General features: G+C 72.3%; 10 protein-coding genes. 6 read left to right on the top strand and 4 right to left on the bottom strand.

Annotated features, from left to right (window positions below; all coding sequences use genetic code 11):
- Positions 1 to 124: 124 nt before the first annotated feature.
- Both DEI82_RS01030 and DEI82_RS01025 read left to right on the top strand, forming a co-directional pair.
- Complete coding sequence (locus tag DEI82_RS01030) at positions 125 to 634, top strand: MarR family transcriptional regulator (protein WP_111035505.1); 510 nt, start codon at positions 125 to 127, stop codon at positions 632 to 634.
- Positions 635 to 695: 61 nt separating this feature from the next.
- A complete protein-coding gene (locus DEI82_RS01025) occupies positions 696 to 1,205 on the top strand; it encodes a DinB family protein (RefSeq protein ID WP_111010178.1) in 510 nt (169 codons plus the stop codon).
- A 77-nt stretch (positions 1,206 to 1,282) separates the two neighbouring features.
- Here the strand turns inward: DEI82_RS01025 and DEI82_RS01020 are convergent, their stop codons facing one another.
- Positions 1,283 to 3,472, bottom strand: a complete 2,190-nt coding sequence (locus tag DEI82_RS01020; RefSeq protein ID WP_111035504.1) for a DEAD/DEAH box helicase — start codon at positions 3,470 to 3,472, stop codon at positions 1,283 to 1,285.
- 228 nt (positions 3,473 to 3,700) lie between these two features.
- Between DEI82_RS01020 and DEI82_RS01015 the strand changes: the two genes are divergently transcribed.
- Complete coding sequence (locus DEI82_RS01015; RefSeq protein ID WP_111035503.1) at positions 3,701 to 4,762, top strand: alpha/beta hydrolase; 1,062 nt, start codon at positions 3,701 to 3,703, stop codon at positions 4,760 to 4,762.
- 69 nt (positions 4,763 to 4,831) lie between these two features.
- Here the strand turns inward: DEI82_RS01015 and DEI82_RS01010 are convergent, their stop codons facing one another.
- The 3 genes from DEI82_RS01010 to DEI82_RS01000 all read right to left on the bottom strand — a co-directional run bounded on the left by DEI82_RS01010 (position 4,832) and on the right by DEI82_RS01000 (position 9,096).
- Positions 4,832 to 5,086, bottom strand: coding sequence for a hypothetical protein (locus DEI82_RS01010; protein ID WP_146242790.1), 255 nt, complete (start codon positions 5,084 to 5,086; stop codon positions 4,832 to 4,834).
- 67 nt (positions 5,087 to 5,153) lie between these two features.
- Positions 5,154 to 8,387, bottom strand: a complete 3,234-nt coding sequence (locus DEI82_RS01005; protein ID WP_111035502.1) for an efflux RND transporter permease subunit — start codon at positions 8,385 to 8,387, stop codon at positions 5,154 to 5,156.
- Positions 8,388 to 8,454: 67 nt separating this feature from the next.
- Positions 8,455 to 9,096, bottom strand: a complete 642-nt coding sequence (locus tag DEI82_RS01000; RefSeq protein WP_111035501.1) for a DUF6518 family protein — start codon at positions 9,094 to 9,096, stop codon at positions 8,455 to 8,457.
- A gap of 125 nt (positions 9,097 to 9,221) precedes the next feature.
- On the opposite strand from DEI82_RS01000, the gene DEI82_RS00995 reads away from it, so the two are divergent.
- The 3 genes from DEI82_RS00995 (at position 9,222) to DEI82_RS00985 (ending at position 12,982) form a co-directional block, all read left to right on the top strand.
- Positions 9,222 to 10,124, top strand: a complete 903-nt coding sequence (locus DEI82_RS00995) for a DUF4097 family beta strand repeat-containing protein (protein WP_111010189.1) — start codon at positions 9,222 to 9,224, stop codon at positions 10,122 to 10,124.
- Positions 10,121 to 10,723: a PadR family transcriptional regulator gene (locus DEI82_RS00990; protein WP_111026518.1), complete on the top strand. Its 603-nt coding sequence runs from the start codon at positions 10,121 to 10,123 to the stop codon at positions 10,721 to 10,723. The genes DEI82_RS00995 and DEI82_RS00990 overlap by 4 nt, the downstream gene beginning before the upstream one ends.
- Positions 10,724 to 10,786: 63 nt before the next feature.
- A complete protein-coding gene (locus DEI82_RS00985) occupies positions 10,787 to 12,982 on the top strand; it encodes an APC family permease (protein WP_258371897.1) in 2,196 nt (731 codons plus the stop codon).
- The last annotated feature ends 16 nt before the right edge of the window (positions 12,983 to 12,998 follow it).

Raw genomic sequence — 12,998 nt, 5'->3', positions numbered from 1 at the left:
CGAGCAATACCCCCACTGCTGGGGACATGGCTTGATTATCAAGATACTTGCTCATCGAGATGCGCCGGGCGAGGATGGAGTGCCGGCGGGAGCACGCTCGGCGCCGCCGACGATCAGGGACGACATGACGGACACCACCACCACGGCCACGGACAGGGCCCGGGGCACGGACGCCGCGGCACTCTCCCGCGTGCTCAACGCGTACCGCCTCATGCAGGTGCACCACGCCCGCGTGCTGACCCGCGAGAGCGCCGCGCGCGGACTCAACGCCACGGACGCGCGCTTCGTGTTCTTCCTGTCGGTCGCGGAGGCCGGCGTCACCCCGAAACAGGCGAGCGAGTACCTCGCACTCTCGACCGGTGCCACCACGAACCTCGTCGACCGCCTGGTCGACCGCGGGCACATCGAGCGACGCCCGAACCCGGAGGACCGGCGGAGCGTCCTCCTGCAACTCACGCCGACGGGGGCCGAGACCGCCGAGCAGATCGGGGTCGTCTACCGCGCGGCGTTCGAGTCCGGGATCCCCACCGAGTACCTCGTCCCGCTCGCGCGGGCGTTCGAGCAGGTCGCCGCGCGCCTGGGCGAGTGCGCCAGCGCCGACGGCTGCCCGGACGCGGTCCACGCCGCGGGCTGATCCTCCACAATGTCCCGGGTCCGCCCGTCCACCGTCGGCGCCCGGGGCTAGCGTGGCGGACATGACACCAGCAGAACTCCTCGCCGAAGCGTTCGCCCGCGTCCCCGAGACCGTCGAACGCGCCGTCCGGAACCTGTCGGAGGACCAGCTCGCCGCTCGGCCCGCCGCCGGTGCGAACACGCTCGCCTGGCTCGCCTGGCACATCGCCCGCGGGCAGGACGCGCAGATCGCCGATCTCACCGGCAGCGAGCAGGTGTGGACGAGCGACGGCTGGTACGACCGGTTCGGCCTGCCGTTCCCGGCCGACGCGCTCGGGTACGGCATGTCCCGCGACGACGTCGGACGGGTCCGCGCATCGTCCGACCTGCTGCTCGGTTACCTCCGCGCGACCACCGCCCGGACACTCGAGTACGTCCGGGGCCTCGCACCCGAGGACCTCGACGCCGTGGTCGACGAGGCATGGGACCCGCCCGTGACCGCCGGCGTCCGCCTCGTCAGCATCCTCGACGACTGCGTCCAGCACGCTGGACAGGCCGGGTACGTCCGCGGGCTCCTCTTCTTCGTGTCCTGACGCGCAGGTGGGGAACGACGGGAGGGACGGCGCGGGTCACCCCGCACCGTCCCTCCCGTCCGTGATCGCGCCCGGCGTCAGCGCTTCGCGAGCTCCGTGACGAGCGCGTCGCCGGGAGCGACGGGCGTCATCGGGGCGTCGATCTCGGCGCGCTCGAGCATGCCCTCCATCTTCCGGACGCGGTTCCGCGTGACGAGGGTCACGACGGTGCCCTCCTTGCCGGCACGGCCGGTGCGCCCCGCGCGGTGTGTGTACGTCTTGTACTCGTCCGGCAGGTCCGCCTGGATGACGAGCGAGACGTCGTCGACGTGGATGCCGCGCGCCGCGACGTCCGTGGCGACCAGGACGTTCACCCGGCCGCTCGTCAGGAGCGACAGGTTCCGGGTGCGTCGGGACTGGTTGAGGTCGCCGTGCAGGCTCGTCGCCCGGATGCCGGCGTCCTCGAGCTGGTCGGCCAGACGCTCGGCGTAGGCACGGGTCCGCGCGAACACCACGGTCTTGCCGTCGCCGCTCGCGAGTTCCTCGATGACGCGGTCCTTCTCGCGCTGCTCGACGACGAGGACCTGGTGGTCGATCGTCGAGGACGCCTGGTCCTCGCCGAGGACCTCGTGCACGGACGGCTCGACGAGGAACTCGTCGACGAGCGCGGCGACCTGGGTGTCGAGCGTCGCGCTGAACAGCAGCTTCTGCGCGCGCGCACCGGTCGGCGTGACGTCGGCGGTCGCCTGGAGGATGCGCCGGACGGGCTCGAGGAACCCGAGGTCGCACATGTGGTCGGCTTCGTCGAGCACGGTGACGACGACCTCGCTGAGGTCGAGGCGCCCCTGCTCCATGAGGTCCTCGATGCGACCCGGCGTGCCCACGATGATGTCGACACCGCGCTGCAGCGCGCCCACCTGACGGCCCTGCGGCACCCCGCCGTAGATCTGGGTCGTGAACAGGCCCACCGCACGGGCGATCGGCTGGACGGTGCGGTCGATCTGCAGCGCCAGCTCGCGCGTCGGCGCCAGGATGAGCGCACGGGGGTTGCGGCCCATCCGGCGGTTCTTGCCCCCACCGTTCTCCATGAGCTTCTCGACGAGGGGCGCGCCGAACGCGATCGTCTTGCCGGAGCCCGTGCGGCCTCGACCGAGCACGTCCTTGCCGGCGAGGACGTCCGGGATCGTCGCGGCCTGGATCGGGAACGGACGATCCGCGCCGAGCTCGGCGAGCACCCGCACGATGTTGGAGCCGATGCCGAGGTCGCCGAAGGTCACGCCCTCGACGTCCGCGGCGACGGTGGCCTCGGCCTGGAGCTTCTCGAGCTTGACGTCGTCCGCGGGCACGTAAGCGGGACGGTCCTCACGGGCGTCGCCGAAGTGGCGGCCCGAGCGCTCTGCGGCGCGCGGGGTGCGACCGGTCCGGTCATCGCGGTCGAACGAACGCTGCGGCCGGTCGTTCCGGTCGTTCCGGTCGTACGAGCGCTGCGGCCGGTCGTTCCGGTCGTACGAGCGCTGCGGCCGGTCGTTCCGGTCGAACGAACGCTGCGGCCGGTCGTTCCGGTCGTTCCGGTCGAACGAACGCTGCGGCCGGTCGTCCCGGTCGAACGAACGCTGCGGCCGGTCGCTCCGGTCGCTCCGGTCGTTCCGGTCGAACGAGCGCTGCGGCCGATCGCTCCGGTCGCTCCGGTCGAACGAACGCTGCGGCCGGTCGCTCCGGTCGAACGAACGCCCACCACGGTCATCACGGTCATACGAACGCTGCGGCCGGTCGCTCCGGTCGTACGAGCGGCCGCCACGGTCGTCTGAACGCTGCGGCCGGTCGCTGCGATCGAACGAACGCCCACCACGGTCATCTCGGTCGAACGAACGCTGCGGCCGGTCGCTCCGGCCGTACGAGCGGCCGCCACGGTCATCTCGGTCGTTGGGACGCTGCGGCCGGTCGCTCCGGTCGTACGACCGGCCGCCCCGGTCGTCCCGACCGGACGAACGGCCGCCGCGGTCGTCCCGGTCGGACGACCGCGCACCGCGCCGGTCGTCGCGCGGGAACCGCCCGCGGCTGCGGTCGTCGTCGTTGCTGCGCGGCTCCCAGTTCGGGCGGCCGGAGCGCTCTCCGGACGCGGCGCGGTCGCGGCGCTCCGCCGCGTCCCACCGCGCCTTCTGGCGACCAGCGGACGGCTCCTCGGCACGGTAGCCGCGGTGCTTCGGGCTCCGCGAGGCAGGGGTGCCGTTCGCGTGGCGGGCGGTGTTGTCGGCGCGCGAGGGCGCGCCCTTCTTGAAGGGGGACATGCGAGTTCTTTCCGGCGTGCAGACATGCCGCAGGACCCGAGGCGCCGTCGGCCGGATCGAAGTGCGGGGAGGGGGTCCGTCCCGTCGTGATCGACGTGACTCCAGCCCTCGAGACACACACACCCGTCGCGGCCACATGCCGCGCTGTCGAGAGCTGACCTACCTACATTAGTCGCGAACCCGGAGGGACGCCAGCCCCGTACGGATGCTCCCGATAGGTTGGGCGCGATGCCGTCTCCCGTCCGTCAGCGCCGTCACGCCCGCGGTGTCGCACGCGTCGGGGACCACCGACGGCTCCCTGCCCTCACCACGGTCGTGCTCGCGCTCGTGCTCGTGCTCACCGGATGCGTCCAGGGCCCCACCGGCGACACGAACGCCACGGTCGACGCGGGACCGGTGATCTACCCGCTGTCGCTGCGGTACCCGGACGTCCGGACCGTGTCCGACGTCGCGTACGGCGAGGACCGGCTGCAGCGCCTCGACGTCTGCCTGCCCGCCGGGCACGAGGCCGCCGCGGCGACCGCGACCGCGACCGCTGCTCCCCTGCCGGGTGGCGGGGTCGGCGCGCAGGCGGGACAGGGCACCACCGACCGCCCTGCCGTCATGATGATCCACGGCGGCAGCTGGTCACACGGTGACAAGGCGACCGCGGCCTACCACGCGGTGTGCGAGTACTTCGCGTCCCAGGGCTTCGTGGTGTTCGACGTCGACTACCGCCTGGCGCCGACGGACCCGTTCCCCGCCGGACTCGACGACGTCCGGCGCGCCCTCGACTGGGTGTTCCGCACGGCGACGCTCACCCGGTTCCGCGTGGACCGGGAACGCGTGGGGGTGTTCGGCGGGAGCGCCGGCGGGAACCTCGCCGCGATGCTCGCGGTGCAGGACCACGCGTCGACCGCGTACGCGAACGGGGACCGGATCCGGGCCGTCGCGGAGCTGAGCGGGCCCTCGGACCTGACGGCGGCCTCCACGGGCGCCGGCGGCGTGACGCCGTCGTTCGCTCGGAAACAGCTGCTCTACCTGGGATGCACCCGCTACGCCGACTGTCCGGCGGCGCGGCGGGCCTCCCCCGTCGACGACGTCACCGCGCAGACCCCGCCCTTCTTCATCGGGCACAGCACCCACGAGTTCATCCCGCTGTGGGAGTCGCAGCACCTGGCGCGCGCCCTGCGACGGCACGGCGTCCCCGTGACCCTCGTCGAGGTCCGCGGCACCGCGCACTCGATCGCGCAGCTCGACCGCGCGATGAGCGAACGGGTCGTCGCGTACTTCCGTCGCCGACTCGGCTGACGCCCGACAGGGACATGACGACGGCCCCGCTCCTCCGGGGAGGAACGGGGCCGCTTCCGTGGGAAGGTGTCAGTCCCAGCCGCGCGGGTCCTCGTCGGTCGCGGTGACCCAGTCGAGGAGCACGGCGGCGAGGGAGCAGATGAACGCGATCGCCGCGACCTCCGCGACGATCGAGCGGTGGTGCTCGACCACACCGAGCGCGGCGAACACCACGGTGACGATGAACGAGATGCCGAGCAGCAGCTCCGCACCGGTGTGGATGTACGTCATCCCGGACCACTCGGTGGTCGCGCGCTGGGCTCTCGGGACGTCGCGGATGGTCACGACCACCAGTGTCGGCCGTGGGAGCACCCTGTGACAGTCCCGAGAGCGGGTGCCGCTCGGTCGGGGGTCAGTGCCGCGGGTGGTGGGCCTCCCGCGCACCGGGGACCGACACGGGCACGCTCGTCCGCACGTCCGTGAACCGTTCCCGCCGACGCTCGACCACGTAGTAGAGCGCCGGGAGGACCACGAGGGTCAGGAGCGTCGACGACACGAGGCCTCCGATCACGACGAGCGCGAGCGGCTGCGAGATGAACCCGTTGTGTCCGGTGATGCCCACCGCCATCGGCACGAGCGCGAAGATCGTGGCGAGTGCCGTCATCAGGATCGGTCGGAGACGTCGGGCCGCGCCCTCCACGAGCGCCTCGCGGACGCGCAACCCCCGTCGCCGGTACTGGTTGACGAGGTCGATGAGCACGATCGCGTTCGTCACGACGATGCCGACGAGCATGAGCACGCCGATGAGCGACGCGACGCCGATCGGGATCCCCGACGCCACCTGCAGCAGGATCGCGCCGGTCGCCGCGAACGGGATCGACACGAGCAGGAGGAGCGGCTGGAGCAGGCTGCGGAAGGTCGCCACCATCACGACGTAGACGATGAGGATCGCGATGAGCGCGGCGAGGAGGAGCTGTCGGAACGCCGACGACTGGCTCGAGGCGACACCGCCGATCGAGGCCTCAGCGCCCTTCGACAGGTGGAGGCCGTCCACGGCGTCGGTCACGGACTGCGTCGCGGCGCCGAGGTTCGTCGCCGACGGCGTGACCGTGATCGTCGCCGTGCGCACCGCGTTCGAGGTCGTGACCGTGGTCGGCCCGTTCGACTGGTCGACCGTGGCGACGGACGACAGCCGCACGGCACCTGCGGCGGTCGGGATCGACAGGTCGCGCAGGGCCTGCGCGCTGGTCGGCGGGTGCGGGTTCTCGATGTACACGTCGAGCGTCTGGTCGCCGAACTCGACCGTCCCCTTGTCCTGCGGCGACACCGATGCCGCGACGATCCCGCCGACCTGGGTCTCGGTGAGGCCCGCCGCGGCCGCCTTCGCGCGGTCGACACGGACGGCCAGGTAGGGCTGCGCGGCGGACAGGTTGCTCGACGCACCCGTCGTGTTCGGCACGTCCTGCATGGCGTGGAGCACCTGCTCGGCCGCCGACCGGAGCCGCGCCTGCGTCGGGGCGGTCACGTCGACGTCGATGTCCGACGTCGACCCGAAGCCCGAGGTCGAGGCGAGCGAGACCGTCCCGACGCCGGAGAGCGCCCGGAGCCGGGCACGCGCCCGGGACTGCAGGGCCGTCTGGTCCGCGCTGTCGTCCGTGGTGACGGAGTACGTGATCGACGCGCTCCCCCCACCGCCGAAGGCGGCCTGGATCGAGTTGCCGCTCGAGCCGATCGTCACCTGGACGGTGTCGACGCCGTCCACGTCACGCAGCGCGCGCTCCACCCGGCGCGCCGAGCGGGACTGCTCCGCGAGGCTCGTGGCCGGTGCGAGCGACTGGCTCACCGTGAAGGTGTTCTGCCCGGAGTCGCCGAGGTAGTTCGTCTTGACGAACGGGAGCGCAGCCGCGGTGCCACCGAGGACGAGCACGGCGAGGACGAGGACGAGCGCCGGGAACCGCAGCACCCAGTCGAGCACGGGCAGGTAGCCCCGGCGCAGGCGGTCGCGGTGCCCGGCGTCGTGCAGGTCCGCGGCGCTGCCGAGCGTCGTGTCGACGGACGAGGCCCCCGCGGCGAACCGGGACTCGGCCGCCACCAGTTCGGCGGGCGCCGCGCGATGTGCTCCGACGGGGTCGACCGGGGCCGTGTCGGCGGTCGCGGACTGGTACTGCCCGGATCCCCGTCCGGGCCGGAGCCACCAGTACGCGAGCACCGGCACGATCGTCAGCGCGACGAGCAGCGACGCGGCGAGCGCGATCGACACGGTGAGCGCGAACGGCCGGAACAGCTCGCCGACGAGCTCCTGCACGAACGCGACCGGCAGGAACACCACGACCGTGGTCAGTGTCGACGCGGTCACGGCACCGGCGACCTCGCGGACGCCGTCGAGCACCGCGCGCAGCCGGTCGACGCCCGGTTGCATGTGCCGCTTGATGTTCTCGATGACGACGATCGAGTCGTCGACCACGCGGCCGATCGCGATCGTCAGGCCGGCGAGGGTGATGATGTTGAGCGTGTACCCGGCGGCCTCCATGCCGATCGCGGTGAGCAGCACGCTCGTCGGGATCGAGATCGCGGTGACCAGGGTCGAGCGCCACGACAGCAGGAACACGAGGATCACGACGACCGCGAACCCGAGTCCGAGCAGGCCCTCCTCCGCCAGGGAGTCGATGGACTGCTCGATGTAGGGCGCCTGGTCGAACACGACGGTGAACCGCGGCGAGCCGTCGACCTTCGCCTCGATGCCGGGGAGCGCGTCCTGCACGGTGCGGGAGACGTCCACGGTGTTGGCCTCTTGCGTCTTCGTGATGGCGATGGTGAGCGCGGGCTTGCCGTTCACCCGGCTGATCGACGTGCGCGGGGACTCGACGAGCCTCACCTCGGCGACGTCGCCGATCGTGGTCGCGACACGGGCGCCGGCCAACGGGAGGTCGCGGATGTCACCGACCGACCCGAGGCTCGACCCGGTCTGCACCGACAGGGTCCGGCCGTGCTCGGTGATCGTGCCGCCCGGGACGAGCGTGCCGTTGTCGTCGAGGGCGTCGCTGATCGCGGTCTGGGCGACGCCGCGCTCGGCGAGTTCCGTCTGGTTCGGCGTGATGACGATGCGGCGTCCGGGGTCGCCGTAGACGTCGGCCTCACGCACCCCGTCGAGCTTCTCGAGGTCCGGCACCGCGGTCTTGTTCAACCGCCCGACCAGGGTCTCCTCGCTCGTGCCGGGTTCGGAGACCGCGAGCTGGAGGACCGGGATGTCGTCGAACGACCCCGTGACGATCTGGGTCTGGACGCTGTCGGGCAGGTCGAGGGCGTTGACGACCGTCTGGATCTTGTCCTCGGCGCTGGCGAGGTTCGACCCGTACTGGAACTCGGCCGACACGACGCTCTGGCTCGTCGACGACGTCGCGGTGGTGTCCTTGAGGTCGGGGACGGCCTGGATCCCCTGCTCGATCTTGGTCGACACGTCGTTCGACACGACCTCGGGCGTCGCGCCGGGGTAAGTGCTGACGATCGCGACCTGGGGGAACTCGACGCTCGGGATCAGCTCCTGCTTGAGGCTCGTGAGGGCGACCCCACCGAAGATCGCGACGACGATGGTGACCAGCGCGATGAGGGCGCGGTTGCGCAGGCTGAGGACCGAGAGGAGGTGCACCGGTCGATCCTCCCAGCGGGGCCTGACACCGCGCCCGGCCGGACGTGCCCCGCGGGTCGACCGCCGGTCAGACCACGAGGAGCGCGCCGAGCACGCCGGCGGCCCCGACCACGCCCGTCCCGAGCGCGACGACGCGGCCGATCGGGCTGCGACCGGCGACGACCGCGGCGACGACGCAGAGGACGCCGCCGACGACCTCGGAGGTCCAGGCCGTGCTGCTCGTCGTCGCCGCGACGACCAGGAGTCCCCGGATCCCCTCACCCACGAGGACGGCGCCGACCACGCCGGCCGCCGCACCGCGGACCCGGCCGTCACGGGACACGACGCCGACGGCGACGAGTGCGGCGAGGACGCCCGCGGGGACCCCGAGGAGTTCCCATGTCCCGAACGGGGACAGCGCGTCGGGTCGACCGGCGAGCACGGTCGCGGCCCAGTAGCCGACGTGCATGAGTTCGAGACACACGACCCCGAGCGCCGCCGCCCAACGCGCGCCGGGTCGGACCACGAGCACCAGGAGGACCGCGGCGACGAACCAGGGGCCGGCTGCGTTCGACAACGTGGCGACGAACGCCGACCCGCTCTGGCCGATGCTCGTGAGCATCCCGACGAGCAGGGCTCCGGCGAGCGCGACGACGACCCCGGCGGGACGCGGGAGCGCGCCGGATCGCGGGGGGACGACGACGCGACGGGGCAGGACCGGTGCTTCCATGCCTCCAGGATCGGCGAGGGCGGTTCGCTCGGCATCCGCCGGACGGATGACCCTTGATCGCCCCGTCCCACGGGCGTACGGTTGCCGGCACGACAACGCGATACATCGCGAGATCGGAGTGCACCATGGCGCAGGAGAAGTGGCTCGTCGACGAGCCGAAGGTCATCGACACCGGGGTGGTCCGGCAGCTCAAGGTCGGCCTCGTCGGGGGTCAGGTCGACGTCGTCGCGCACGACGAACCCACGGCGCGGGTCGAGGTCCACGCCGTCTCGGGGCGGCCGCTGCGGGTCGAGATGGACGCGGGCGTGCTCACCGTGGACCACGCCCAGGTCCGCTGGGACGACCCGCTCGGCTTCCTCCGGGCCTTCCGCGGTCAGGAGTCCGCGGACGTCAGCATCCTCGTCCCGCGGCAGGTGGCACTGACGCTCGGGGTCGTCTCGGCCGGCGCACTCGTCTCGGGGCTGACGCACGACGCGGCGCTCCACGCGGTGTCCGGCGACCTCGTCGTCGACCGGGTGAGCGGCGACCTCCAGGTCAACAGCGTCTCGGGCACCGTGACCGTCCGCGAGCACGCGGGCGCCCTCGCCGTGCGGACGGTCTCCGGCGACGTCGCCGCCACCGGCGCGGTCACCCGGCTCACGGCGGACGGCATCTCGGCCGACGTCCTGCTCGACCTGCAGGGGGTCCCGGACGGCGTCCGGGTCAGCACGGTCTCGGGCGCGGTGAGCCTCCGGCTCGCGGACGGCGTGGGGTACGCGTGCTCCGTGACCACGGCGACCGGACGCCTCCAGTTCGACGACGACGAGGTGCGGGGTGTGCACGGCCCGTACACCCGCCGGTCCGGCACGCTCGAGGGGCGCTGGGCCGACGTGCGCGTGGCCACGGTGTCCGGCCGGTTCGCGCTGTTCCACGCGGACCCGGAGCCGAGCGCCGCGAGCCCGACGGCGGGCGCGACGGCGGGCGCGACGGCCACGGACGACACCGACGGCACGTGGACGACGGACGGCACCGAGGGGCTCGGCGCATGAGCCCGGTGTTCGCCCACGGACAGCTCCGCCTGTACCTGCTCGTGCTGCTCGCGGAGCGCCCGATGCACGGCTACGAACTCATCCAGGCGCTCGGCACCCGGTTCGGCGGCGTGTACGTCCCGAGCGCCGGCACCGTGTACCCCCGTCTCGGCAAGCTGCAGGAGGACGGCCTCGTGACCAGCGAGGCCGACGGCCGCAAGACCGTCTACGCGATCACCGAGGCCGGCCGCGACGAGTTGGCCGCGCGCCAGGACGAGGTCGCCGACCTCGAGTCCGGCGTCACCGACTCGGTGCGCTCCCTCGCGGACGGCGTGCGCGCCTCGGTCGGCGAGGCGATGCGGTCGCTCCGCGCCGACCTCGCCGCGTCCGCTCGACCGGCCGCCCCGCACCGATCGGGTCCCCACCCGGCGGGGGCGCCGACCTCGACGCCGAACGAGGGCGCCCGGTCCCTCCGCGAGGTCGAACTGCTCCTCGCGACGTTCCGGCAGGAGGTCCGGGCCGAGGCACGCCGACGCGCGACCCGGGGCACGCTCACGCCCGAGGTCGTCGCCGCCCTCCGGCGAGGACTCGACGGGATCCGGTCGACGCTCCGGGACTGATCGGGAACAACGGGGACGGGTGCCGTGTTGACAGCCCCTCCATCCTGAGTAGGTTGTCCCCTCGTGACGAACGAGATCCGGTCGCTCAAGGCCCGGTTGATCGGGGATCCACTGCCCTCGCAGCAGCTCGAGGGTCAGCTCCTCCCGAAGCACCTCGCGCTCCCGATCTTCGCGAGTGACCCGCTGTCGAGCGTTGCGTACGCGCCGCAGGAGCTCCTGATGATCCTGCTGCTCGGCGGGATGTCGTTCCTGACCTTCGCGCCGTGGGTCGCGGCCCTGGTCGTGCTCCTGCTCGTCGTCGTCGTGGCGTCCTACCGACAGCTCATCAAGGCGTACCCGTCGGGCGGCGGGGACTACGAGGTCGCGCACCGGAACCTCGGCGAGAAGGCCGGGCTCGTCGTGGCCTCCGCCCTGCTCGTCGACTACGTGATGACCGTCGCCGTGTCGGTCGCCTCGGGCGTGGACAACATCATCTCGGCGCTGCCGATGCTCGACGAGTTCCGCGTCGAGCTCGCGCTCGTGTTCGTCGTCCTGCTCGCCGCCGTGAACCTGCGCGGGGTGCGCGAGTCGAGCAAGGCGTTCGCGATCCCGACCTACCTGTTCGTGGCGAGTGTGTTCGTCATGGTCGTCACGGGCCTGGTCCGCACGGCCCTGGGGCACGCCCCGGTCGCCGAGAGCGCCGGGTACACGATCGCGAACACCGAGAACGTCACGCGCGCCGCGTTCGTGCTGCTGCTCCTCCGCTCGTTCGCGTCGGGGTGCTCCGCCCTCACCGGCGTCGAGGCCATCGCCAACGGGGTGCAGGCGTTCCGCCGCCCGAAGATCCGCAACGCCCAGACGACGCTCGTGTTCATGGGCGGCATCGCGATCGTCCTGTTCGTCGGCCTCGTCGCGCTCTCGCTCATCGCGCACGTGCACTACGCCGAGAGCGCGTGCGACCTCCGGGGCTTCGCGCACTGCACGACGACGCCCCAGCGGTCCCTCATCGCGCAGATCGCCGCGGCGACGTTCGGTGGGGGCAGTGTCCTGTTCTTCGTGATCCAGGCGACCACCGCGGCCGTGCTGCTCCTGGCGGCGAACACCGCGTTCAACGGGTTCCCGCTGCTCGGGTCGATCCTCGCCCGCGACTCGTACGCCCCGAAGGCCCTGTCGACCCGGGGCGACCGGCTCATCTACTCGAACGGCGTGATCGTCCTGGCGCTCGTCGCCGCGGCACTCCTCATCGTCTACCGGGCGAACGTCACGGCGCTCATCCAGCTGTACATCATCGGCGTGTTCGTGTCGTTCACGTGCGGGCAGACGGGCATGGTCCGGCACTGGCTCCGGCTGCTCGCGACGGACCCGCCGAACCGCGGGCAGATCTGGCGCAGCCTGTCGATCAACGCCACGGGTGCGTCGTTCACCTTCGTGGTGCTCGTCGTCGTCACCATCACGAAGTTCACGCACGGCGCCTGGCTCGTGTTCGTCATCATGCCGGTGCTGTTCCTGCTCATGCTCGGAGTGAACCGGTACTACCGCGACGTCTCGCACGAGATCGCCGCCGACGACGAGACCCGGTTCGGCGCCACGGGCGACCACGCGATCGTCCTCGTCAACAAGCTGCAGAAGCCGGTGATCAAGGCCCTCGACTACGCGATCGCGGCCAAGCACGCGTCGTTCGAGGCCGTGCACGTCGCCATCGACGAGGCCGACGCCGCGACCCTGCAGCAGCAGTGGCGCGACTACGGCATCACGTGCCCGCTCACCATCGTGCCGAGCCCGTACCGCGACATCTCGATGCCGCTCATCAAGCACATCAAGGCGCACCGGCAGGAGCACGGCGCCGAGGTCGTGACCGTCTACACCCCCGTCTTCGTCGTCGGACACTGGTGGGAGGCCCTGCTCCACAACCACCGCGGGCGCCGGATCCGCAAGAAGTTGCTCCTCGTGCACGGCGTCACGGTCGCCCTCGTCCCGTGGCTGCTCGACTCCTCGGAGCTGCTGTACGGCCGCCGCTCGCGGCCGCTGCCCGGCCAGGAACGACGCGGCGAGCCGATCCGGCCGCAGGTGCACCGCGGCGCCGAGCAGACGAACCGCGGCACGGAGGACCTCCTCCGGACCGACCGGCTGCTCCGCTCGGACCAGCGGAACAGCGTGCACGTCCGCCGCGCGACGCGACCGGCGGGCCCCGCCGAGGGCGTGGACCCGGCGGGCGACTGCGGCGAGCTGCCCGCGCTCGTCCCCGCCGCGCACGGCCGCACCCCCGCTTCGCACGACTGACCGGGCCGGACCCGGA

This window comes from Curtobacterium sp. MCBD17_019 (assembly GCF_003234555.1).
Lineage (GTDB): Bacteria > Actinomycetota > Actinomycetes > Actinomycetales > Microbacteriaceae > Curtobacterium.
The sequence above is the reverse complement of the archived record's forward strand: the minus strand, read 5'-3'. Positions and strand labels throughout refer to the sequence as shown.

Coding starts and splice junctions, on each gene's coding strand:
- DEI82_RS01030 (WP_111035505.1), top strand. CDS start 125: ATGACGGACACCACCACCACGGCCACGGACAGGGCCCGGGGCACGGAC.
- DEI82_RS01025 (WP_111010178.1), top strand. CDS start 696: ATGACACCAGCAGAACTCCTCGCCGAAGCGTTCGCCCGCGTCCCCGAG.
- DEI82_RS01020 (WP_111035504.1), bottom strand. CDS start 3,472: ATGTCCCCCTTCAAGAAGGGCGCGCCCTCGCGCGCCGACAACACCGCC.
- DEI82_RS01015 (WP_111035503.1), top strand. CDS start 3,701: ATGCCGTCTCCCGTCCGTCAGCGCCGTCACGCCCGCGGTGTCGCACGC.
- DEI82_RS01000 (WP_111035501.1), bottom strand. CDS start 9,096: ATGGAAGCACCGGTCCTGCCCCGTCGCGTCGTCGTCCCCCCGCGATCC.
- DEI82_RS00995 (WP_111010189.1), top strand. CDS start 9,222: ATGGCGCAGGAGAAGTGGCTCGTCGACGAGCCGAAGGTCATCGACACC.
- DEI82_RS00990 (WP_111026518.1), top strand. CDS start 10,121: ATGAGCCCGGTGTTCGCCCACGGACAGCTCCGCCTGTACCTGCTCGTG.